The sequence below is a fragment of the Flaviaesturariibacter aridisoli genome (genome assembly GCF_004343705.1).
Lineage (GTDB): Bacteria > Bacteroidota > Bacteroidia > Chitinophagales > Chitinophagaceae > Flavisolibacter > Flavisolibacter aridisoli.
In genome coordinates this window covers 230,342-254,501 of the sequence record NZ_SKFH01000002.1, presented here as the reverse complement: position 1 = coordinate 254,501, position 24,160 = coordinate 230,342, and the positions used below count along the sequence as shown (strand labels likewise).

The 24,160-nt window shown below is 57.7% G+C and carries 16 protein-coding genes and 1 tRNA gene; 12 read left to right on the top strand and 5 right to left on the bottom strand.

Translation table 11 applies throughout. The features are described from left to right. The first annotated feature begins 30 nt into the window (after positions 1-30). The 6 genes from tuf (at position 31) to E0486_RS02805 (ending at position 6,810) form a co-directional block, all read left to right on the top strand. Positions 31-1,218 carry an elongation factor Tu gene (tuf, locus tag E0486_RS02830; protein ID WP_131850623.1) on the top strand — a complete coding sequence of 396 codons (1,188 nt, stop codon included), beginning with the start codon at positions 31-33 and terminating at the stop codon, positions 1,216-1,218. 94 nt (positions 1,219-1,312) lie between these two features. Further along, positions 1,313-1,383 (top strand) — tRNA-Trp (locus E0486_RS02825). 59 nt (positions 1,384-1,442) lie between these two features. Then, on the top strand, positions 1,443-1,625 hold the full coding sequence (secE, locus tag E0486_RS02820) for a preprotein translocase subunit SecE (RefSeq protein WP_131850622.1): 183 nt from the start codon (positions 1,443-1,445) through the stop codon (positions 1,623-1,625). A gap of 15 nt (positions 1,626-1,640) precedes the next feature. Further along, the gene (gene nusG / locus E0486_RS02815; RefSeq protein ID WP_131850621.1) at positions 1,641-2,234 is read left to right on the top strand and encodes a transcription termination/antitermination protein NusG; all 594 of its coding nucleotides are present in this window, start codon (positions 1,641-1,643) and stop codon (positions 2,232-2,234) included. 60 nt (positions 2,235-2,294) lie between these two features. Then, positions 2,295-4,115 (top strand): LTA synthase family protein, encoded by a 1,821-nt coding sequence (locus E0486_RS02810; RefSeq protein WP_131850620.1) that lies wholly within the window; start codon positions 2,295-2,297, stop codon positions 4,113-4,115. 175 nt (positions 4,116-4,290) lie between these two features. After that, positions 4,291-6,810 carry a DUF5916 domain-containing protein gene (locus E0486_RS02805; RefSeq protein ID WP_131850619.1) on the top strand — a complete coding sequence of 840 codons (2,520 nt, stop codon included), beginning with the start codon at positions 4,291-4,293 and terminating at the stop codon, positions 6,808-6,810. A gap of 428 nt (positions 6,811-7,238) precedes the next feature. Here the strand turns inward: E0486_RS02805 and E0486_RS02800 are convergent, their stop codons facing one another. Genes E0486_RS02800 through E0486_RS02785 form a run of 4 tightly spaced genes read right to left on the bottom strand, consistent with a single transcriptional unit; the run spans position 7,239 to position 9,658 of the window. Then, complete coding sequence (locus tag E0486_RS02800) at positions 7,239-8,357, bottom strand: lipocalin-like domain-containing protein (RefSeq protein WP_131850618.1); 1,119 nt, start codon at positions 8,355-8,357, stop codon at positions 7,239-7,241. Positions 8,358-8,369: 12 nt separating this feature from the next. Further along, the gene (locus tag E0486_RS02795) at positions 8,370-8,669 is read right to left on the bottom strand and encodes a hypothetical protein (RefSeq protein ID WP_131850617.1); all 300 of its coding nucleotides are present in this window, start codon (positions 8,667-8,669) and stop codon (positions 8,370-8,372) included. Beyond that, positions 8,669-9,346: a hypothetical protein gene (locus tag E0486_RS02790; RefSeq protein WP_131850616.1), complete on the bottom strand. Its 678-nt coding sequence runs from the start codon at positions 9,344-9,346 to the stop codon at positions 8,669-8,671. The genes E0486_RS02795 and E0486_RS02790 overlap by 1 nt, the downstream gene beginning before the upstream one ends. A 24-nt stretch (positions 9,347-9,370) precedes the next feature. Beyond that, positions 9,371-9,658 carry a hypothetical protein gene (locus E0486_RS02785; RefSeq protein ID WP_131850615.1) on the bottom strand — a complete coding sequence of 96 codons (288 nt, stop codon included), beginning with the start codon at positions 9,656-9,658 and terminating at the stop codon, positions 9,371-9,373. Positions 9,659-10,006: 348 nt separating this feature from the next. Here E0486_RS02785 and rplK point away from each other — a divergent pair, with 348 nt between their 5' ends. The 4 genes from rplK (at position 10,007) to rplL (ending at position 12,429) form a co-directional block, all read left to right on the top strand. Beyond that, entirely contained in the window at positions 10,007-10,453 is a 447-nt protein-coding gene (rplK, locus tag E0486_RS02780; RefSeq protein WP_131850614.1) for a 50S ribosomal protein L11, read from the top strand. 54 nt (positions 10,454-10,507) lie between these two features. Beyond that, complete coding sequence (rplA, locus tag E0486_RS02775; RefSeq protein ID WP_131850613.1) at positions 10,508-11,203, top strand: 50S ribosomal protein L1; 696 nt, start codon at positions 10,508-10,510, stop codon at positions 11,201-11,203. 61 nt (positions 11,204-11,264) lie between these two features. Continuing rightward, positions 11,265-11,870, top strand: a complete 606-nt coding sequence (rplJ, locus tag E0486_RS02770) for a 50S ribosomal protein L10 (protein WP_131850612.1) — start codon at positions 11,265-11,267, stop codon at positions 11,868-11,870. Between the two features lie 184 nt (positions 11,871-12,054). Next, positions 12,055-12,429, top strand: a complete 375-nt coding sequence (rplL, locus tag E0486_RS02765) for a 50S ribosomal protein L7/L12 (protein ID WP_131850611.1) — start codon at positions 12,055-12,057, stop codon at positions 12,427-12,429. 2,010 nt (positions 12,430-14,439) lie between these two features. Here rplL and E0486_RS02760 read toward each other — a convergent pair. After that, positions 14,440-15,393 (bottom strand): ComEA family DNA-binding protein, encoded by a 954-nt coding sequence (locus tag E0486_RS02760; protein ID WP_131850610.1) that lies wholly within the window; start codon positions 15,391-15,393, stop codon positions 14,440-14,442. A gap of 436 nt (positions 15,394-15,829) precedes the next feature. Here E0486_RS02760 and rpoB point away from each other — a divergent pair, with 436 nt between their 5' ends. Together rpoB and rpoC are read left to right on the top strand one after the other, a co-directional pair. Next, positions 15,830-19,636, top strand: a complete 3,807-nt coding sequence (rpoB, locus tag E0486_RS02755) for a DNA-directed RNA polymerase subunit beta (protein ID WP_131850609.1) — start codon at positions 15,830-15,832, stop codon at positions 19,634-19,636. A 182-nt stretch (positions 19,637-19,818) separates the two neighbouring features. Beyond that, on the top strand, positions 19,819-24,111 hold the full coding sequence (gene rpoC, locus E0486_RS02750) for a DNA-directed RNA polymerase subunit beta' (protein WP_131850608.1): 4,293 nt from the start codon (positions 19,819-19,821) through the stop codon (positions 24,109-24,111). The last annotated feature ends 49 nt before the right edge of the window (positions 24,112-24,160 follow it).

The following is a 24,160-nucleotide window of genomic DNA, read 5'->3' as shown; positions in this document are numbered from 1 at the left end:
ATTTGTAGTCCACAACTAAAAACAAATACAATGGCAAAAGAGAACTTTAAGCGGGATAAACCCCACGTTAACGTTGGTACCATTGGTCACGTTGACCACGGTAAAACAACTTTGACGGCCGCCATCACCGACGTTTTGTCAAAAAGAGGTCTGGCGGAAAAAAAGAACTATGATGATATCGACGGTGCTCCCGAAGAAAAAGAGCGCGGTATCACCATCAACACCGCTCACGTAGAGTACCAGACTGCAACCCGTCACTATGCGCACGTGGATTGCCCCGGTCACGCCGACTACGTGAAGAACATGATCACCGGTGCTGCCCAGATGGACGGTGCCATCCTGGTTGTGGCTGCTACGGACGGTCCGATGCCCCAGACGAAAGAGCACATCCTGCTCGCCCGTCAGGTAGGTGTTCCCCGCCTCGTTGTTTTCATGAACAAAGTAGACCTCGTAGAAGACCCCGAGCTGCTGGAACTCGTTGAGATGGAAGTTCGCGACCTCCTCAGCTCCTACGGCTTCGACGGCGACAATACGCCCATCATCCAGGGTTCGGCTACCGGCGCTCTCGCCGGCGACGAAAAGTGGGTGGCCAAGATCAACGAGCTGATGGAAGCTGTGGATACCTATATCCCCCTGCCTCCCCGCCCCGTTGACCAGCCCTTCCTCATGTCGGTAGAAGACGTATTCTCGATCACAGGTCGTGGTACGGTAGCTACCGGTCGCATCGAGCGCGGTCGTATCAAGGTTGGTGAGCCCGTAGAGATCGTAGGTCTCATCGAGCACCCCCTGACCTCGACCTGCACGGGTGTTGAAATGTTCCGCAAACTCCTCGACGAAGGTGAAGCTGGCGACAACGCCGGTCTGCTCCTCCGCGGTATTGAAAAGACCCAGATCCGTCGCGGTATGGTAATCTGCAAGCCCGGTTCGATCACGCCCCACACCGACTTCAAAGCAGAAGTTTACGTTCTGTCGAAAGAAGAAGGTGGCCGTCACACGCCGTTCTTCAACAAGTACCGTCCCCAGTTCTACTTCCGTACCACCGACGTAACCGGCGAATGCCAGCTGCCCGAAGGTACCGAGATGATCATGCCGGGCGACAACACCTCCATCACCGTGAAGCTGATCCAGCCGATCGCCATGGAGAAAGGTCTGAAGTTCGCTATCCGTGAAGGTGGCCGTACCGTAGGTGCCGGTCAGGTTACGGAGATCATTAAGTAAGAAGCCGCCTGAATCCCCGAAGGGGGACTTAGAAAAGCATATCTTTACAAGCCTCCCCGATCCCCTCCTTTGGAGAGGTTAGGGGAGGCCTCTTACGGGCGTAGTTCAATGGCAGAATAGAGGTCTCCAAAACCTTTGATGGGAGTTCGAATCTCTCCGCCCGTGCAAACAACAAAAAAAGGCAAATGGCTCCACCGGGCCATTCGCCGTTTAAAACAGATTCTATGAACAAGGTATCCAATTACTTCAGCGAATCCTTCCGCGAACTGACGCAGAAGGTGACCTGGCCCACCTGGCAGCAGCTCCAGCAATCCACCATGATCGTGCTGATCGCCACCCTGCTCATCACCCTCCTTATCGGTGTGATGGACTTCGTTGTGGTCAAGGGCCTCAACTTTATCTATTAATCCGCGCACCCGAACATGGAAGAAAACAAGACGAATACGGCCGAAACGCAATCCGCCCCCCAGCCCGAAACCAAGTGGTACGTGTTGCGCGTGGTCAGCGGTAAAGAACGCAAGGTTAAGGAGTACCTTGATAAAGAAGTATCGCGCGGTGGCTGGGGCAACGTAGTCAAGCAGGTCTTCCTCCCCGTAGAGAAAGTATACAAGGTCCAGAACGGCAAAAAAGTCATGCGCGAGCGCAACTACTACCCGGGCTACGTGATGATCGAAGTGGCCGACGGCAAGCTGCACGACGAGCTCCGCGAAACCATCTCCGGCATCACCAACGTGATCCACTTCCTGGGCAAGGAAAACCCGATCGCCCTCCGCAAGTCGGAAGTAAACAAGATGCTCGGCAAGATGGACGAAATGGCCGAAGCCGGCGGCGCCTCCATGAGCGAACCTTTTATCGTAGGCGAAACGATCAAGATCATCGAAGGACCTTTCAACGACTTCAACGGTACCATCGAAGAAGTAAACGACGAGAAGAAGAAACTCAAGGTAACCGTGAAGATCTTCGGTCGCTCCACACCGGTAGAACTGAACTACATGCAGGTGGAGAAAATCTCTTAAGAAATCACAACACCTTTATAAAAGCCATTCCGTCCGGGATGGCTTTTTTACTTTTGCGCCATGCCCGCCCGCCTTCGCTTCCTCCTGCTGTACTTCCTGTCGTGGACGCTCTTTTTCGAGGCGGCGCGCCTGCTCTTTCTCCTCCTGCAGGGAAAAGCGCTGCCGGCAGGCACCTTTGCCGGAACGCTCTGGTACGGCGCCCGGATGGACCTTTCGATGGCCGCCTACCTGTCGTTGCCCATTGCCGTATTTCTACTGCTGTCCTTCCTTGTGCCCATCCTGCGCCGTCCGCTCCTGTACCAGGCCTATACCATCCTGCTGCTGGTGCCGGTGCTGCTGCTCATCGTTTGCGATGTGGAAGTGTACAAGCAGTGGGGCTTCCGCCTCGACGCGACGCCGCTCAAATACCTCTCCTCGCCCGCTGAGGCCTGGGCTTCCATCGCCCACCTCCCGGTAGTCCGCTACGGGTTGTTCTTTGTGCTGTGTTGCCTGGCGGCCGGCTATGGTGCCGCACGCCTGCTGCGCCGGATGGCAGCGCCCCTGCAGCTCCCCGAACGCTGGTACCTGGGCCTGCCGCTGCTGCTGCTCGCCACCGGCGCGCTCATCATCCCGCTGCGCGGCGGCCTGCAGCAAACACCCCTCAACCAAAGCTCCGTCTATTTTTCGCCCAACAACTTCGCCAACCAGGCCGCGCTCAACGTGCCCTGGAACTTCCTGTTCGGCGTGATCAGCGAAAAGGCGGAGACCAATCCCTATCCCTACTTCCCGGCCGCCGAAGCCCGCAACCTGGCCAACCGCTTTTTTGCTGGAGAACCCTTCGATGTGCAGCCTCCGCCCGTTCCGGGCGACAGCCTCAACGTGCTGCTCGTGATCTGGGAGAGCGGAACCGCCAAGGCCATCGATACGACCATCGAAGGCGTCGAGATCACGCCCGGCTTCAACCGCCTGAAGGCCGAAGGCTGGTATTTTGCGAATGCCTGGGCCTCCGGCGACCGCACCGACAAGGGACTTCCCGCCGTGCTCAGTGGCTATCCCGCATTACCGCAATCGTCCATCATCCGCCTGCCCAACAAAGCGGCGCGGCTGCCCACGCTTGGCAAAGGCTTCCGGCAAAAGGGCTACGAGCCTGCTTTCTACTATGGCGGTGAAACCGAGTTCGCCAACATCAAATCCTACCTCCTCGGGTCGGGTTACACAACCCTGATCGACAAGTCGGACTTTGCAGCGAAAGACCAGAATTCCAAATGGGGCGCGCACGACGGGGTCGTTGCCGACCGCATTCTCCATGATCTTTCCGCCGCACGCAAGCCGTTCTTTACCACCTGGCTGACGCTCAGCTCGCACGAGCCTTTCGAAACACCAACGGCGCCGGTGCTCGCCGGAAGTGATGACACGCATCTCTTCCTGAACTCCATTCATTATACCGACTCGGTGCTCTATCACTTTGTGCGCGCCTGCGAGCAAACAAATTGGTGGCACAACACGATCCTGGTGGTAGTGGCCGACCATGGCCACCCGCTGCCCGCTACCGGCAGCCGCCGCGACAACTTCCGCATCCCGATCCTCTTCCTCGGTGGCGCGTTGCCCCAAAAAGGCATCGAGCAGCGCGTCGTGTCGCAGCTCGATATCGCTTCCACCGTTGCCTCGCTTGCCGGGCTTAAGTTGGAATTCCCCTTCAGTCACAACCTCGCCAGCCGCCTTCCCCACAGCGCCTTCTTTTGTTTCAACAATGGTTTCGGTATCGTGCAGGATACGAGCTATGTACTCTTCGACAACGTAGGGCGGACCGTGCTCGAGCAAAGCCCCGGCGCTACTCCGCAACTCCTCCGCACCGGGCAGGCGCTGCAGCAGTATACCTACCAGGACTTTCTGGATAAGTAACGTGTGCCTGTAACCTATCCCTGTTTCATCCGTTAAGAGAAGGGTCACCCGCTTTTACCCACGAAAACTTTCGTTAACAAAAACCAAAAGCGGTCCACGCTGTGATAAGCGGTAACTCCGAACGTATTAGGAGCGTCTAATTTCGTACTACCGGCACACAAAAAACCAAACACCAATGTTGAAGTCCCTGCTATCGCTCACCCTCAGCTTCCTGGTACTCATCGCTTCGGCGCAAACACCCCGCCAGCTGCCCGCCAAGCGCACGACCGCCTCTTTCAAGATCGACGGCGAGCTCAGCGAGGCCGCCTGGAAAGAAGCGGCGCCCGCCACCTCCTTTATCGAATGGCGCCCCAATGCCGGCAAGCCTGAAAATCCCGCCACCGGCACCGAGGTGTACATCCTCTACAGCAATACCTCCATCTATATCGGCGGCTTCTGCCACGAGCGCACCCGCGACTCCGTATCGCGCGAGCTCGTGGGCCGCGACGTGGTGGGCGTAAACGACTTCGTGGGCGTCATCTTCGACACCTACAACGACAAGATCAACGCCTTGGGGTTTTACGTAACGCCCTACGGCGAGCAGTTCGACGCCAAGTATTCCAACACCAACGGCGAAGACGGCTCCTGGAGCGGCGTCTGGAACAGCGCCTCCAAAATCCGCAACGACGGCTGGACCTTCGAGATGGAGATCCCGTACTCGGCCCTGCGCTTCGTGAGCAAGCCGGACCAGACCTGGGGTATCAACATCACCCGCCGCCGCAACAAGACCGGCCAGCAGTACATGTGGAACCCGATCGACCCGCAGAAGAACGGCTTCGTGAACCAGGAAGGGGAGTGGACCGGCATCGAAAAGATCGAGCCGCCGCTGCGCCTGTCGCTGTCGCCCTACCTCGGCGTGTACGCCAACCACTTCCCGCAAACGGATCCGAAAAAGAAAAACTGGAACACCTCGGTCACCGGCGGCATGGACGTCAAGTGGGGCGTGTCGGATGCCTTTACGCTCGACATGACCCTGATCCCCGACTTCGGCCAGGTGCGCTCCGACAATACGATCCTCAACCTGTCGCCCTTCGAGGTGCGTTACCAGGAACAGCGCCCCTTCTTTACCGAGGGCACCGAGCTGTTCAATAAGGGCAACCTCTTTTACTCGCGCCGCATCGGCCTCGACCCACCGCTGCATATGGGCGCCGCCTACAACCGTGCGGCCGAACTCCGCGGCGAGGTGATCGACAACCCCGCACAGGCCAAGCTGATTAACGCCACCAAGTTTTCGGGCCGTACCCGCAAAGGCCTCGGCATCGGTGTCTTCAACGCCGTGCAGCGCACGATGTATGCTACTGTAGCCGACTCCACCGGCAAGAACCGCGAGCGCGTGGAGACCGGTCCGCTGACCAACTACAACGTGCTCGTGTTCGACCAGACGATGAAGAACAACTCCTCCGTGTCGTTCATCAACACCAACGTGCTCCGCGACGGCAGCGACCCCGACGCCAACGTAAGCGCCTTCCTCTTCGACGTCAACAACAAGAAGAACACCTATAACTGGAACGGCAACGTATCGGTGAGCAACATCTTCAGCGGCGGAAAGACGAGCACCGGCTATGCCCACTTCCTGGCTTTCGGAAAGACCGGCGGCCGCTTCAACTTCAACATCGCGCAGGAACTGTACGACGAGAAATACGACAAAACCGACCTCGGCTTCATGAACAACAATAACTACCTCGACCACTCCATGTGGATGGGGTACAAGTGGACGCAGCCGAAGGGCATCTTCAACAACCTGTACCTCAACTTCAACCAGGGCCTCAGCCGCCGCTTCAACCCCTCGGCCTACCAGCAATACTGGGTGAACGTTAACGGCAACGGGCAGCTGAAGAATCTGTGGTACGCCGGTGTGTATGTCGGCTACAACGCCGACGGCCACGACTTCTACGAGCCGCGCCTCATCTACGCGGAACAGCAGCGCTACACGCAGCCCGGCGCACCCTACTTCGTGGCGCAGAGCAAGCTGATGACCAACGCCTGGATCGAGACCAACAACGCCAAGAAGTACAAGGTGAACATCAACGCCGGCGTGGATTTCAACGAACAGTTCAACGGCCGCCGCTACGACTTCAGCATCTACCAGCGCTACCGCTTCAGCGACAAGCTGTCGATGGACCTCAACGTGTATTACAATCCCTGGATCGACAACGCCGGCTTCTACGGCTTCTACGTCCCGGGCAACGGCTACCAGGGTTACTACGGATCGGGCTACACCGACGTGCTCTTTTCGCGCCGCAACCGCAATACCATCGAGAACACCTTCAGCGTCAAGTACAGCTTCTCCAACCGAAGCTTCATCAACATCCGCGCCCGCCACTACTGGAGCGACGTGGAGGTGAAAGACTTCTACGACCTGCAGCCCGATGGAACGCTGCTGCCCACGAAGCACAACGACGTGCCGCGCCAGCACCAGAACTTCAACATCTTCAACGTCGACGCGCAGTACACGCTGCAATTCGCGCCGGGCTCCTTCCTCAACATCGTGTGGAAGAACCAGGCCCTCGACGTGCTTGATCCCGACTACACCTCCAAGTACGGCCGCAACCTGTCGCGCACCCTCGACGCACCTGCCTCCAACAACCTGTCGGTTAAGGTGATCTGGTACCTCGATTACCTGCAGTTCCGCAAATGGACCGGGAAGGGGAAATGAGTAATGAGTAATGAAAATGAAAAGCGTCCCACAGTAGGTGGGACGTTTTTATTTGAGTCTGTTTTTGTCGGCCGCAAGCGGCCTCCGTACACGACGACACAACGACACAACGGCGCAACGAAAAGAACATCCTTTCGAAGGCCTCACTGAGTTACAACCGGCTGCACACCGCCGCATAGCAGCCTGCCCCGCAAAGCGGGGGCGGCACTTTATCGCCTCGGGCTTTAGCCGGGGGAACAGAATGCGGATTCTGCAGCGCCCCGCCGCGTAGCGGCGCTATTTGTTTGCCTCGGGCTTTAGCCCGAGGAGCCGGCACAGGCGAGGAGGCATGCGGCGCGTAGCGCCGCCACTTTATCCTGCGGGCTTCAGCCCGCAAACAAAAACGTCCCGCTGAAAGCGGGACGTTTTTCTATAACCACAAAGCCATTTTAAAAAGCCATTTGCGTCGGGATCTTCGTGTACAGCATCTGCTCGATCCAGGCATCGCCGGCGGAAAGCTGCACCGTCTCGCTGCCGCCGCCGGGCGTATCCAGGGTGAGCAGCATGCGGCCCGAGCCGTTGCCTTCGTAGCCGCTGTTGAGGCCCGTGGGGTCTTTGAACACCTGGTCGGTCACGGCCGCATCCACGAGGAAGTACACCGTTTCCTTTCCTTCGTCCAGGAGATCTACCCGGAACTGCAGGAAGTAGGTGTCGCCATTGATCACGGTCGGTTGCAGCGGCGTGGTGCGGGTGGCCACGTACTTGCTTTCGCCGTTCACCAGCATCGTGGCGTGCGAGTCGACGGGCACGCCCGCTTCGAACTTTTCACCCGGCTTTACGATCACGTAGTTGGAGAGGTGCAGGCCGTTGGCCAGCTGCAGGTCCTGGAGCATCCACTGCACGGGGCCGCCATCGGGGCGCGAGAAGACGCCGTACTCATGGTCCATCCAGGTGGTGCCGCGCACGCCGAAGGTTTCGCCGTCGATAGTGAGGGTGCCGCTGGCCTGCAGGTTGGTGTACGAATAATAGTAGTTGTATTGCTGCACCGGCAGGGGGCCGTCGCCGGCTTTGCCCGAGCGGCCGGTACCGAATACGTAGAGCGGCGGACCCTGCTGCTCCAGGCGCAGGCTGAGGCTGCATTTCTTACCGCTGGCCTTGCTGGTGAAGTCGCAGTGCACGGTCATATGATCCACGCTGCCATCGATGCCCTCCATCCGGATGCCTACCGCGTCGGGGTAGCCCACCGGGCTGGAAAGTCCTACGCGCCAGGGTTTGCTGCTGTCCGTCTCGGCCCAGGTATCCGCCAGGGGCATGTACTGCAGGGCGGAGTAATGCTGCTTCGCCTGCACGTCGGTGATCGAGCCCATGGCCACGCCGAAGTTGGTTTGGTCGGTGAGCACGCCCACGGCGTTGATCTCGAAGCCGAAGGCGCGGCCATCGTCGGTGCGGAGGGTGCCGATGTGCCACCACCATTCGGTGGGGGCGCCGGGGTGGCGGTACTGGTCTTGCGGAAGCTGGATGAATACGCCGGCGTCGGTGACGGGCGCAAGGGTTTGTTCTGCCAACATAGTTCGTTGTTTTTAATGATGATCAATAAGAGAGGCGTGGTGGTTGGCGTAGGTCGGCAGTTGTTTTGGTAGGGTGGGAGTGGCAACAAGGTAGACCGTCTTTTCGAGCCGGACAATAGTAGAAATACGGAGTTTTTGGCGGCCGGGGCACGCGGCGGCGCAGCGGCGCAACGGCGCGGTGAAAGAATAGGCGGCTTTTTCAACCCGCCGCGTGGCAGCCTGCCCCGCAAAGCGGGGGCGGTGCGTGTTAGCCTCGGGCTTCAGCCCGCGAAAGAAAAACGCCCCGCGAAAGCGGGGCGTTTCATTATTCATTACTCATTACGCATCGGCCGCCTGGTGGCCTTGCGATCCGTAATTCTACGGGCGATGAAATACTCGTCCTGGAACTCCGGTTGATCATCCATTAGCGCGATGACCTCGTCGTCGAGCTCATACAGCTTGTCCTGGATCTCCTGCAGCAGCTGCGGGAGATTTTTGTTAACGAGCTGAAGGCCGTCGCCCGTCGTATCACGGTCGGCGGAAAGCGGGCGCGCCCGCTCGATGTCGGCGCTGAGGGCGGCCACATCACCCATGCTGATCTTAAAGGGCGCGAGGTCGGCCATATGTTCTTCGGCCCATTTCACCACGGCGGCGCAGCGGCCAATGCGCTCCAGCTCGGAGCCGTTGTCGAAGTAGCGACGCGGTTGCGTGGCCTGGGCCAGCAGTACGGGCAGGCCTTTGCGCAGCGCAAACAGTTTCAGCCGCTTGGCCATCAGCCAGCTGCGCGCGCAGATGTTGTCGATGAAATTGTTTTTGGCCTGCGTGAGGCCCGAGGTGCCGCCTTCCTCCTTGGCATCGACCAGGAAGTGAGCGCGTTCCAGGCGGGGAACGATGTAGGCCACCGATTCGGCGACCATCTCGTTGCGTTCCCAGACCGCCCTGCGTTTGTTCATCAAAGCTGCTACAGCCTGTTGCATGTGAAAGCGGTCTTCGTGTGCTTGTGCTGCCATAATTGTTGGTTTTAGGACCTTAAATTACAACAGCCGGGCTTTCAACTTTGCCGTATTTCTAGATATTTTGCCGGATTCCCCGGAAAATCCGGGATTTTTCTGAAAATGAAGGCTTTCTGACCCTCTGGTGGTTAAAAACAGCTCCCGAAACGCGGAAACAGCCCTTTCGCTGACAGCAACGCTGTTTTTGGGACCGAAACACAACCGGTGCGAACAGAAACAGCCTTTTTTTGCCGGAAACGCCGCTTCGAACGGCAGAAACAGCGCCCGAAACACGGAAACGGCTTCTCTTCTGACAGAAACGCCGGTCAAGTGACAGAAACACCGGTTTTGGTCCCGCACGCAAGCTCAAAGCATGGTCGCGAGCGGGCGGAAGCGGCCACTTGTGCCCTCCTGTAATCAGGTACTCAAGTACTCATGTAAGCTGCCCTTCTCCTACCCCGCTGCTCTTAACAGAATTATCCTACTTTTTTCCGCCGGCTTCCTTACCTTTGCGCTCCCAAAAGTTAGTTCTTTCTCCGACCGCTGTAGCCTCCGGCGAAGGCGGTCACCCAGAGTTAAGTAGCCAGGATCACTCCTGGAAGCTTAAAATGATCAACTTGGGAGATGATCCTGTCGCGGAGATAGGCTCATCGCTTGAACCAATAAATCACGTAGAAAATGGCAAAAGAAATCACGGGCTATGTAAAGCTCCAGTGCAAGGGTGGCCAGGCCAACCCTGCTCCCCCGATCGGTCCGGCCCTGGGTTCCAAAGGTGTCAACATCATGGAATTCTGCAAGCAATTCAATGCGCGCACCCAGGACAAGCAAGGCAAAGTACTCCCCGTACTGCTGACCGTTTATTCCGACAAGTCGTTCGACTTCATCATCAAAACGCCCCCCGCAGCCGTTCAGCTGAAGGACGCCGCCAAGATCCAGAGCGGTTCCAAAGAGCCGAACCGCAACAAGGTGGGTAAAGTAACCTGGGACCAGGTGAAAGCCATCGCTGAAGACAAGATGGCCGACCTGAACGCCTTCACCCTCGACAGCGCCATGAGCATGGTGGCCGGCACGGCCCGCTCGATGGGACTGACCGTGGAAGGTACCGCTCCCTGGGAAAGCAAATAATGATTTTGTCATCCTGAGCGTAAGCGAAGGACAGAACACTTAAAAGAAATTACAATGGCATTTGTTCCTAAAAAAAGAAAGGCAGTCAACGGCAAGGTTGACGCCAATAAAGCCTACTCCCTCCAGGCGGCTTCCGCCCTGGTGAAGGAAGTTAACACCTGCAAGTTCGACGCCTCCGTAGACATCCACATCCGTCTCGGCGTTGACCCCAAGAAAGCCGACCAGGCCATCCGCGGCACCGTAACCCTGCCCCACGGCACCGGTAAAACCAAGCGTGTGCTGGTTCTTTGCGGTCCCGAGCAGGAAGCCGCCGCCAAAGGCGCCGGCGCCGACTACGTTGGCCTCGACGAATTCATCCAGAAGATCGACGGCGGCTGGACCGACGTTGACGTCATCGTTGCTACCCCCGCGGTGATGCCCAAGATCGGCCGTCTCGGTAAGATCCTCGGTCCCCGCAACCTGATGCCCAACCCCAAGACCGGTACCGTTACGAACGACGTAGCAGGCGCTGTGAACGAGGTAAAAGGTGGTAAGATCGCCTTTAAAGTGGACAAGGCAGGTATCATCCACGCTTCGATCGGCCGCGTATCCTTCTCGCCCGAGAAGATCGCCGGCAACGCCCAGGAGCTGATCAACGCCATCATCAAAGCCAAGCCGTCTACTGCCAAAGGTACCTACCTGAAAGGCCTGACCATGGCCGCCACGATGAGCCCCGGCATCCCTGTCGACACAAAAACCTTCGTTCACTAATCCTGCCGCAAGCCCCGGATGACAACCATCCAGCTTCAACGGATTACAAAAGCTTCGTACAATGACTAAAGAGCAAAAAAATGAAGTGATCGTCGCCCTGAAGGAGAAATTCTCCCAGTACGACAACTTCTATGTAACCAATACGGAAAGCCTGAGCGTTGCCCAGGTGTCCCAGCTGCGCCGCGCCTGCTTCAACAAGAATGTGGAAATGAAGGTGGCCAAGAACACCCTCATCCGCAAGGCCCTCGAAGGCCTGGATGCCGAGCGTTACAACGGTGTATTCGACTCCCTCCACAACGTAACCGCCCTGCTGTTCTCCGAGAACCCCAAGGAGCCGGCCCTGATCATCTCTTCGTTCCGCGACGCCGCCAAAGGCGAGAAGCCGGAGCTGAAGGCCGCTTTCATCAACGGTGATATCTACACCGGCGACAACAACCTGAAGGCCCTCACGAAGATCAAGACCAAAAACGAGCTCATTGGCGAGGTTATCGGCCTGCTGCAGTCGCCCGCTTCGCGCGTGCTGTCTGCCCTGCAGAACTTCCACGAGCAAGGCGGCGTGATCAACAAGCCCGGTACCGAAGCCGCTGCCCCCGCAGAAGCTCCGGCCGCCGAAGCGCCCGCTGCACCCGAAGCACCTGCTGAAGGCGAAGCTCCGGCTGCTGAATAAGACCCATCCCCAACCCTTCCCGAAGGGAAGGGAGAAAGATATCCCCACCAACTCCCTCCCCCTCGGGGAGGGCCGGGGTGGGGCCGCCCTCGCCGCTGGGGTCAACAGCGACAAATTTTTTTAAACCCTCCGACGGATCCCCTCCTTAAACCGGGGAGATGAAGCCGGAAAAAATTTAAACAACATGGCAGACGTTAAAAATCTTGCAGAACAACTGGTAGGCCTGACCGTTAAAGAAGTACAAGAACTGGCCGATTTCCTGAAATCCGAGTACGGTATCGAGCCCGCAGCTGCTGCGGTAGTAGTAAGCGGTGACGCCGGCGGTGGCGCTGCAGCCGTAGAAGAGAAGACTTCCTTCAACGTGATCCTGAAGAGCGGTGGTGCTTCCAAGCTCAACGTGGTTAAGATCGTTAAGGACCTGACCGGCCTGGGCCTGAAAGAAGCCAAAGACCTCGTTGATGGTGCTCCGAAGCCCGTTAAAGAAGGTGTGGACAAGGCTACTGCCGAAGATATCGCCAACAAGCTGAAAGAAGCTGGTGCCGACGTAGAGATCGCTTAATTGCCCTCTGCCTCGCAACGATAAAAGAGCCCCCGCCGCCAGGCGGGGGTTTTTTTGTGCCCGCCTCGCTGGGCGGGAAGCGCCCTCGCCGGGCGCCCAAAGCCCCCGGCTAGGGTAGAAATGACAGCTGTGGGGCGATTAAAAGGGCCCCTGGAAGCGCATCTGCGCGGCCGTTTTACGGCTGGTACCGGCCCTTTTGCTACGGGTTCCCCTGTGTGAGTCAGCGGTACTCCGGTCCATAAACAGGGCGATCATCCGAACTCCCGGCACTACGGGTGAGGCCACTTTCCAGGCCGTCCCGGGCCGTCCGTGTGCAGGTAATCAGACCCTTTTTGCCCTTGATCAAGGGGCGCAAAGGGCCTCCGCAGGGGCCCGGAAATGGGCCGTTTGCGGCCCGTCAGGAGCTTGTTTCAGCACGCTGTTACCGGCGCCGGGGTGGCGTGAAGCCGGGTATAAATGGCGGGTAAACGATCCCGTAATGCCCAGCCAACCCCTGCGAAATCCGGTACGGAGGACGCACTTTCCAGTTTGTTTGGCGGTCCTTACGGCCCGTTTTTGCACAGGATCGGGAAGCGTTTCTGCCGCAGAATTACGCTACTTCGAGGCGCCTGCAGGTACTTGTTTCAGCACCCCGGGCAGACAAAAACAGAGTGCCTTGACCTTCTTTTTCGGCCCTGGAAATGTCCGGGAAAGGAGCCGGGCGCCCCGCCATTTTCCGTTTGGATTACGACAAAAAAATGCCGAGTGGCCCTCCCCAAAAACAGTTTTCCCGCACCACTTCTACGTGCCGGTCAAGCCCGGAAGGTGGCAAAAAAAACGCCGGCGACGACGCGCCAAGCCCGTGAAAAGGTACCCCGGGCCGCCACATAAACGATCCGAAATGGATACCCGGCCAACCCGAAAAACCGGAAAAATCTCCCGGGCGCCGGCCCGGATTCGGGGGCAACGGGCCCGGAAAAAGGGAGCGAAAAACTCCATCATGGGAGGAAAATCCATCCTGAATCGGCTTCCTTTTCGGACACTTCCGGCCCCGGTTGGGCCTCCCCGGCCACCCCCTGACCGGGCCGTTCGGACCCGCAAACGGCTCTTGTCGACCGTCCAAAATGGCCGGATCCTACCTCCCGGTACAGGCCCATTCGGACCCTTTTGCGCTCCAAACACCGGTCGACGGACCCTGTTTTGCCGCCCTTTCAACAGGGGCACCGACCCACCGAGCACCCGCATTTGACCCCTGCCGCACCCGGAATTCCACCCCGGCCGGCAACCTCGGTGGATCGGAAAAAGGGGAGCAGACCCCGACCGGAGTGGCGGGTACAGGGGTAGTTGGACCGGTATTTCACCCCCATTTCTGACATTATTGCAGCCTCCGATCGGCTAAAAATGGGGCCGCGGAAAGCCCCTTTTTAGCCTGTTTTAGCCAGTGTGCGTCGTTCCGAACCCGGCAGTCACCCGAACTCGAGGCGGTCGTAACGGGTCTTAAATGGCCCTGCGCGGAGATGGGGTAGGAGGGGACGAATGCCTATAAAACGGCTCAAAAGGACCAACTTAATTTAAAGTCGACAAACATTCGATCTTTTACTTGGAAAAATGGCTGAAACACAATATAAATAAATGTGAATCAAATGTATAGGTAGGTTTTTGTAATTTAATGTGGAAGGCTGTGAAACTTAAATGCACATCACGGATAGAGTCTGTGACTAACTCTAAATGAATCCATTGGATCATAGAATTATTGTTTGGTGCTATATGATGGTCTGATGAGTGGCACTTTTTGGCGCTTCAGGAAATCCACATGTCGCAAGCGTCTTCCATTAGTTTCGGCAAATTCAAATTTTAGTAAAGCAACTTCGACAGGGTTCTAACTTTTTAATAATGGTAGTAAACAACCATTACCTCTTATAAATCAATATTATATAATGAAATAATGCCAATTTGGCAAGATGGCTTGTCCAATGCCCAGTAATGCATCTAATTATTATTCAGTAAATAGGTTTAATCAATTGATAAATGCTATTTTATGTCGACATAGGGAAGAAGTTTTTGCAACGTACTGTCCGGCAATAAAAGCACCTTACGAAGATCGTCCGTGGAACGGTAGGCACCGTGTCGTTCCCGGTATTCCACAAGCGCATTGGCCAGGTTCCAGCGGATATACGGATGAACTTTAAGTTCATCACGGGTGGCGCTGTTTAAATTTAATTTGCGGATACCCTGCCCGCTCGATTTAAGCTCGAGGCGGGTGCGGATCTTCCGGAAGGTGGAGTCGGGTAGACCCCATGTCTCCCCCACCTGGTCCACCGACACGAATCCACCGAGCCGCTCCCGGTACCGGAGGATCCTTCCTGCCAGTTTGGCACCGATGCCGGGCAGCCCCTCCCAGGCCATCGAGTCGGCTTCATTGATGGATAGTAGTATCGGTGTCCGGGGCTCCCGGGCGAAAGGTGGGTACCGCTGACCGCCGCCCGCCCCATCAGGGGCCGGGGCAATCCGGACCGAGGGGAGCACCCGCTCTACGAATCCCTCGGGCAGGCTCCAGATCTTCCCGAGGTCTTCCGGCCGGCGGAAGCGTCCACCCCGTTCCCGGTACTTGAGGATCGTGGCGATCGTCCGGGCGGGAAGTCCGAGCCGGGACCAGCCGGCGGCATCGAGCTGGTTGGGATCGAATTCGAAAAGGGGCGCCTGCCGCCAGGCGTCCCGGCCGGCCCCCGGATCTTCCCGGCGGGAGGCATAGCCGGAACGGTCGGGGTAGCCGGCGCGCCCATGGTCGTATGGCTGCCGGTAGCGGGAACTGTCGGGCGGGCGGCGGAGTACCGAATCGGGGAGTGGGGCCAGCGCCGGCGACGGGGTGGGCAGCAAGGCGGGCAATGCCACGAGGACACCCACAACAAGGACCAGGAGGAAGACCGCGATGCGGTCCTTTTTACTGAAGGTGAAATAGTCGGGCAGGGGGCTTTTGGGGTTCATCTCCGAAAGCTCCGGCGGCCGGCTGGTCCGGCCATGGGAAAAAGGCCAGCATTTCCTGGGATTTTTCCCGCCTTCGCCCCGCTACGGCAGGCAGTGCCCGGTCGCTGTCGGACGAGGCCAGTATGGAAGAAGGCGGTGCAACGAAAGGCGAACGTCAGTTCGGGAGCCCGTACAACTCCTGCAGCCCATCGTCAGGAATACAATTAATTCATAAAAGAGTCAAAAAAAGCTTAGGCACATTCTTTGCTAAGGCGAAAAAATTGTTTGCAAAGGCTTTTTCCGTACTTTTGCCCTCCTTAAGTTTTGGCCAAAAACAATTTTGACGTCGGTAATTCGAGCTTAATTCATTGAAAATCATCGCTTTTTTCATTTTTATGAAAGAGGCCTGATAGCTCATTGCCCGCGTCTGAAACTCATTTAAACCGGTTTTTTACTTATGCCCGCTACACAAACGAAAGAACGGATCAATTTCGGGAAGATTGGCAATATCGCTGATACGCCTGATTTGCTCGCCGTTCAGATCCAGTCGTTCAAAGAGTTTTTCCAGTTAGAGACCACGCCGGACAAGCGTAACGTAGAAGGCCTCTTCCGCGTGTTCAAAGAGAACTTCCCGATTACCGACACACGCAACATCTTCGTTCTCGAGTTCCTCGACTATTTCATTGACCCCCCGCGCTACACCATCGAAGAATGTATGGAGCGTGGCCTCACGTATGCCGTTCCCCTGAAGGCGAAGCTGCGCCTCAGCTGTAACGACGAGGAGCATATCGACTTCCAGACCATCGTTCAGGATGTGTTCCTGGGCAACATTCCCTACATGACTCCCCGTGGCACGTTTGTGATCAACGGCGCCGAGCGTGTGGTGGTTTCCCAGCTGCACCGTTCCCCCGGCGTATTCTTCGGCCAGTCGGTTCACCCCAACGGCACGAAGATCTATTCCGCCCGCGTGATCCCCTTCAAGGGCGCCTGGATGGAATTTGCCACCGACATCAACAACGTGATGTACGCCTACATCGACCGGAAGAAGAAGTTCCCCGTAACGACCCTTCTCCGCTCGATCGGCTTTGAAACCGATAAAGACATCCTGGAGCTTTTCGGCATGGCCGATGAAGTGAAGGGAGAGCGTAAAGCCCTCGCCGCATTCCTCGGCCGCCGCCTGGCTGCCCGTGTACTGCGCAGCTGGGTAGAAGACTTCGTGGACGAGGATACCGGTGAAGTGGTTTCCATCGAGCGTAACGAAGTCATCCTCGAGCGCGACTCCGTGCTCGACGAAGAAGCCATCGAAACGATCTCCGACATGGACATTAAGTCCGTGTTCATCCAGAAGGAAGACGTAGGTGGCGATTACGCGATCATTTACAATACCCTCAACAAGGATACTTCGAACTCCGAGCTCGAGGCCGTGCAGGTGATCTATCGCCAGCTCCGCGGCGCCGACGCCCCGGACAACGAAACCGCCCGCGGTATCATCGACAAGCTGTTCTTCTCGGACAAGCGCTATGACCTCGGCGAAGTTGGTCGTTACAAGATCAACCGCAAGCTCGGTCTGAACTACCAGATGGAGCAGAAGACCCTGACGAAGGAAGATATCATCGAAATCATCAAATACCTGGTGCGCCTCACCAACGGCAAGGCCGAGATCGACGACATCGATCACCTGTCGAACCGCCGTGTGCGCACCGTGGGCGAGCAGCTCTACGCCCAGTTCGGCGTAGGCCTGGCCCGTATGGCCCGCACCATCCGCGAGCGGATGAACGTGCGCGACAATGAAGTGTTCACCCCGGTGGACCTCATCAACGCCCGTACGCTGTCTTCGGTAATCAACTCGTTCTTCGGTACTTCGCAGCTGTCGCAGTTCCTCGACCAGACAAACCCGCTGTCGGAGATCACGCACAAGCGTCGTATCTCGGCACTCGGACCGGGCGGTCTGAGCCGTGAGCGCGCTGGCTTCGAAGTACGTGACGTACACTATTCCCACTACGGCCGTCTTTGCACGATCGAAACCCCGGAAGGTCCGAACATCGGTCTGATCTCGACCCTTTGCGTTCACGCGAAGATCAACGAGATGGGCTTTATCGAGACGCCCTACCGCAAGGTGGAGAACGGCAAGGTGAACATGAAGGAACTGACGTTCCTGAGCGCCGAGGAGGAAGATTCCGCCAAGATCGCCCAGGCCAACGTGCCGCTCGACAAAAACGGCGCCTTCGCCGAAGAGCGCATCGTGAGCCGCGAGACGGGTGACTTCCCCATCCTCGACCGCGCCGAAGTGCAATACATGGACGTAGCCCCCAACCAGATCGTGGGCCTGTCCGCCTCGCTCATCCCGTTCCTGGAGCACGATGACGCCAACCGTGCACTGATGGGATCGAACATGCAGCGCCAGGCCGTTCCGCTGCTGCGCCCCGACGTTCCTACCGTAGGTACGGGCCTCGAAGGCAAAGCCGCCCGCGACGCGCGGATCCAGATCCACGCGGAAGGCGAAGGTGTGGTGGAATTCGTGGACGCCAACGAGATCCACGTGCGCTACAACCGCAACGAAGACCAGCGTCTTGTTTCTTTTGAAGAAGACCTGAAGATCTACAACCTGACGAAGTTCATCAAGACCAACCAGGAAACCTCCATCAACCTGAAGCCCGCCGTGAAGAAAGGCCAGAAGGTGAAAGAGGGCGACTTCCTCACGGAAGGTTACGCCACGAAGGCTGGTGAGCTGGCCCTCGGTAAAAACCTGAAAGTGGCCTTCATGCCCTGGAAAGGTTACAACTTCGAGGATGCCATCGTGATCTCCGAGCGCGTGGTGAAAGAAGACATGTTCACCTCGGTGCACATCTCCGAATACGAGCTCGAAGTGCGCGACACCAAGCTTGGTGAAGAGGAACTGACGCCGGATATCCCGAACGTATCGGAAGAGGCTACCAAAGACCTCGACGAGAACGGTATCATCCGGATCGGCGCCCATATCAAGGAAGGCGACATCCTCATCGGCAAGATCACTCCGAAAGGAGAGAGCGACCCGACGCCGGAAGAAAAGCTGCTCCGCGCCATCTTCGGCGACAAGGCCGGTGATGCGAAAGACGCCTCGCTGAAAGCACCCAACGGTGTGGAAGGTGTGGTGATCGGCAAGAAGCTGTTCCAGCGCGCCAAGAAAGACAAGAACGCCAAAGTGCGTGAGAAGGCCTCCCTCGAGAAGCTCGAGAAAGTTCACGAAAAGAACGAGAGCGATCTGCGGGAAGTGCTGATGGACAAGCTGCTGACCCTGCTGAAGGATCGTCCTTCGACGGGTGTAAGCAACAACTTCGGCGAGATGCTGATCGGTAAAGGCGCCCGGTTCACCCAGAAGAACCTGAGCGGCATGGACTACCAGAACGTGAACCCGCTCGGCTGGACCGGCGACGCCAAGGTAGACGAGCAGATCAACATCCTCCTGCACAACTTCTCGATCAAGTACAACGAAGAGCTCGGCCGCTACAAGCGCGAGAAATTCAATATCAGCATCGGCGACGAACTGCCCGCGGGCGTTCTGAAGCTGGCCAAGGTATACATCGCCGTGAAGCGTAAGCTGAAGGTGGGGGATAAGATGGCCGGACGCCACGGTAACAAGGGTATCGTTGCCAAGATCGTTCGCCACGAAGACATGCCTTTCCTCGAGGACGGCACGCCGGTGGACATCGTGCTGAACCCGCTGGGTGTACCCTCCCGTATGAACCTGGGCCAGATCTATGAAACGGTCCTGGGCTGGGCTGGTGAGAAACTCGGTCTTCGCTTCGCCACGCCGATCTTCGACGGTGCTTCCACGGAAGACATCGCCGGATACATCGAGCAGGCGGGCCTGCCGACCTTCGGTCACACGCACCTCTATGACGGTGAAACGGGTGAGCGCTTCCACCAGAAAGCAACGGTTGGTATCATTTACGTGATCAAGCTGCACCACATGGTGGACGACAAGATGCACGCCCGTTCGATCGGACCCTACTCCCTCATCACGCAGCAGCCCCTTGGTGGTAAAGCCCAGTTCGGTGGTCAGCGTTTCGGTGAGATGGAAGTGTGGGCGCTCGAGGCCTACGGTGCCGCGAACATCCTGCAGGAACTGCTCACGATCAAGTCGGATGACATCATCGGCCGCGCGAAGACCTACGAGGCGATCGTGAAGGGCGAGAACATCCCGCGCGCGGGTCTGCCGGAATCGTTCAACGTACTCGTGCACGAACTCCGCGGCCTCGGTCTGGACCTGAACTTCCATGACTAGGCCCCCCGGCCCCCGAAGGAGGGAACTTAGGTCGACGTGACCTGTGAGTTGGAAACAGTTCTTTAGAAATAACAATCAGATAGCCCGCGGCGTGAAAACGTCGTGGGCAAATCTGAAATCTGACATCTGGCATCTGAGATTTAAATCAGGCATCAGACATCATACATCAAGAAATCTTCTTTATGGCTTTTAATAAAAAAGACAATCGTCCGAGACCGCAATTCTCCAAGATTACGATCGGACTGGCCTCTCCCGACAGCATCCTGGAAAAGAGCTTCGGTGAGGTGCTCAAGCCGGAGACCATCAATTACCGCACGTACAAGCCCGAACGCGACGGCCTGTTCTGCGAGCGGATCTTCGGCCCCGTAAAGGATTACGAATGCGCCTGTGGCAAATACAAGCGCATCCGCTACAAGGGCATCGTATGCGACCGCTGCGGTGTGGAAGTAACGGAGAAGAAAGTGCGCCGTGAGCGCATGGGCCACATCAAGCTCGTAGTGCCGGTGGTACACATCTGGTACTTCAAGAGCCTGCCCAACAAAATCGGCTACCTGCTCGGCATGAGCTCCAAGAAGCTCGAGAGCATCATCTACTACGAGCGCTTCGTGGTGATCAACAGCGGCATCCGTGCCGACAAGGGTCAGAACTACGGCGACCTGCTGACGGAAGAAGAATACCTGGACATCCTGGATTCGCTGCCGAAAGACAACCAGTACCTGCCCGACGAGGACCCGAACAAGTTCATCGCCAAGATGGGTGCGGAAGCCGTGCACGACCTGCTCGGCCGCATCGACCTCGACCAGCTTTCCTTCGACCTGCGCAACGCCGCCGCTACCGAAACCTCGCAGCAGCGTAAGGCCGACGCCCTGAAGCGCCTGTCGGTCGTGGAATCGTTCCGCGACGCCCAAACCCGCATTTCCAACCGTCCCGAGTGGATGGTGATGCAATACATTCCCGTGATCCCGCCGGAACTGCGCCCGCTTGTTCCCCTGGACGGTGGTCGCTTCGCCTCGTCTGACCTGAACGACCTGTACCGCCGCGTGATCATCCGCAACAACCGCCTCAAGCGCCTGCTGGAAATCAAGGCCCCCGAGGTGATCCTGCGCAACGAAAAGCGGATGCTGCAGGAAGCCGTCGACTCCCTGTTCGACAACAGCCGTAAGTCCAACGCCGTGAAGGCTGAAGGCGGCCGCGCCCTCAAGTCGCTCTCCGACGTGCTGAAAGGCAAGCAGGGCCGCTTCCGTCAGAACCTGCTCGGTAAGCGTGTGGACTACTCCGGCCGTTCGGTGATCGTAGTAGGACCGGAGCTGAAAATCCACGAGTGCGGTCTGCCGAAAGACATGGCCGCCGAGCTGTTCAAGCCGTTCATCATCCGCAAGCTCATTGAGCGCGGTATTGTGAAGACCGTAAAGAGCGCCCGCAAGCTCGTTGACAAGAAGGAAGCCGTGATCTGGGACATCCTGGAGAACATCCTGAAAGGTCACCCGGTCATGCTCAACCGCGCCCCGACGCTGCACCGCCTCTCGATCCAGGCTTTCCAGCCGAAGCTCGTGGAAGGTAAGGCCATCCAACTGCACCCGCTCGTAACGACGGCCTTCAACGCCGACTTCGACGGTGACCAGATGGCCGTGCACGTGCCCCTGAGCAACGCCGCCGTGCTGGAAGCACAGCTGCTCATGCTGGCCGCCCACAACATCCTCAACCCCCAGAACGGTACGCCGATCACCCTGCCTTCGCAGGACATGGTACTCGGTCTGTATTATATCTCGAAAGGCAAGAAGTCGACCGACACCGAAAAGGTGCGTGGTGAAGGCAAAGCCTTCTACAGCGCCGAAGAGGTGATCATCGCCTACAACGAAGGCGTGGTGGACATGCACGCCCACATCAAGGTGCGTACGAACGTGCGCATCGACGGTGAGCTGCAGTACAAGCTGATCGAAACCACCGTGGGCCGCGTGATCTTCAACCAGCACGTGCCCAAGGAAGTAGGCTTCGTGAACGCCCTGCTGACGAAGAAGAACCTCCGCGAGATCATCGGTGACATCATTCGCATCACCAACGTGCCGAAGACCGCCAAGTTCCTCGACGACATCAAGCAGCTCGGTTTCCGTACCGCCTTCCAGGGTGGTCTGTCCTTCTCCATCAACGACCTGATCATCCCCGATATCAAGGAAGAACTGGTGGCCAACGCCAAGGTGGAAGTGGACGAAGTGTGGGAGAACTACAACATGGGTCTCATCACCAACAACGAACGCTATAACCAAACGGTTGACATCTGGTCGCGTGTGGATACCCGCATCACGGAAACGCTGATCCGCGAGCTCGCCACCGACAAGCAAGGTTTCAACTCGGTATACATGATGCTGGACTCCGGCGCCCGTGGCTCGAAGCAGCAGATCAAGCAGCTGGCCGGTATTCGCGGACTGATGGCCAAGCCCCGTAAGTCGGGCTCCACCGGTTCAGAGATCATCGAAAACCCGATCCTTTCCAACTTCAAGGGCGGCCTGAACGTACTGGACTACTTCATCTCCACCCACGGTGCCCGTAAGGGTCTGGCGGATACGGCCCTGAAAACGGCCGACGCCGGTTACCTCACCCGCCGTCTGGTAGACGTGGCCCAGGACGTGGTTGTTACCGAAGAAGATTGCGGCACGCTGCGCGGTATCGCCACTTCGGCCCTTAAGGACAACGAAGACGTGATTGAGCCGCTGGCCGACCGTATCGAAGGTCGTACCTCGCTGCACAACGTATACGATCCCATCAGCGACGAGCTGCTGGTAGAGGCAGGCTCCGAGATTACGGCCGACATCGCCGAGAAGATCGAAGAGCGCGGCATCGAAACCGTAGAAATCCGGTCGGTGCTTACCTGCGAAGCGAAGCGCGGTACCTGCGTGAAGTGCTACGGCCGCAATCTGGCCACCGGCACGGTTGCCCAACGCGGCGACGCCGTCGGTATCATCGCCGCCCAGTCGATTGGTGAACCCGGTACCCAGCTGACCCTCCGTACCTTCCACGTGGGTGGTGTGGCCGGTTCCGCTTCGGTAGAATCGACCCTCCAGGCCAAGTTCGACGGTACCATCCAGTTCGACGGTGTTCGCTCGGTAGTGACCACGAACAACGAAGGCGACAAAGTACAGATCGTGATCGGTCGTACGGGTGAAGTGCGTATCGTGGACGAGAAGAACGACCGCCTCCTCATCACCAACAACGTTCCTTACGGTGCGACGCTGAATGTGAAAGACGGACAGCAGGTGAAGAAGGGCGACGTCATCTGTACCTGGGACCCCTTCAACAACGTTATCATCGCCGAAATCAACGGTGCGGTTAAGTTCGAGAACATCATCGAAGGCGTTACCTACCGCGAAGAGTCGGACGAACAGACCGGCCACCGCGAGAAAGTAGTGATCGAAACCCGCGACAAGACGAAGATCCCTTCGCTCGTTGTTGCCGGTAAGGAAAATAAATCGTACAACCTCCCCACGGGCTCGCACATCGTGATCGAGAACGAGGAAGACGTTAAAGCCGGCCAGGTGATCGTGAAGATCCCCCGCGTACTCGGCAAACTGCGCGACATCACCGGTGGTCTGCCCCGTGTAACGGAACTGTTTGAAGCCCGTAACCCGAGCAACCCCGCCATCGTATCCGAGATCGACGGTGTGGTGACCATGGGCGCCGTGAAGCGTGGTAACCGCGAGATCATCATCGAAGCCCGCGACGGCGTGACCCGCAAATACCTCGTGCCGCTGACCCGCCAGATCCTGGCGCAGGACGGCGACTTCGTAAAAGCAGGTTCGCCCATGTCCGACGGACAGATCGCGCCGCAGGATATCCTCAGCATCCAGGGTCCCTTCGCCGTACAGCAGTACGTGGTGAATGAGATCCAGGAAGTGTACCGACTGCAGGGTGTGAAGATCAACGACAAGCACATCGAGGTGATCGTTCGCCAGATGATGCGCAAGGTGTCGATCGTAGACCCGGGCGATACGAAATTCCTCGAGGAAGACCTCGTAGACAAGTTCGAATTCCTGGAAGAGAACGACTACATCTTCGATAAGAAGGTGGTGACCGAGTCGGGCGACTCGACGAAGATGCGCGCTGGCCAGATCGTAAGCCTCCGCGAGCTGCGTGAGGAAAACTCCACGCTCCGCCGCAACGACAAGACGCTGGTGGAATACCGCGACGCGAAGCCGGCCACTTCGGCCCCGACGCTGCTCGGTATCACGAAGGCTTCGCTGGGTGTGACGAGCTGGATCTCCGCCGCATCGTTCCAGGAAACGACCAAAGTACTGTCTTCGGCCGCCATCCAGGGCAAAACCGACGACATGCTCGGCCTGAAGGAGAACGTAATCACCGGTCACCTCATCCCGGCCGGTACCGGTCTGCGCGATTTCGAAAACATGATCGTGGGCAGCAAGGAAGAGTATGAACTCCTCCAGACCACCCGCGAAGCCATGTCTTTCGACGACGAAGAGTAACACTTCGGCTGCGCTCAGCGTGACAGTAAGTTCACGGTGAGCTTGTCGA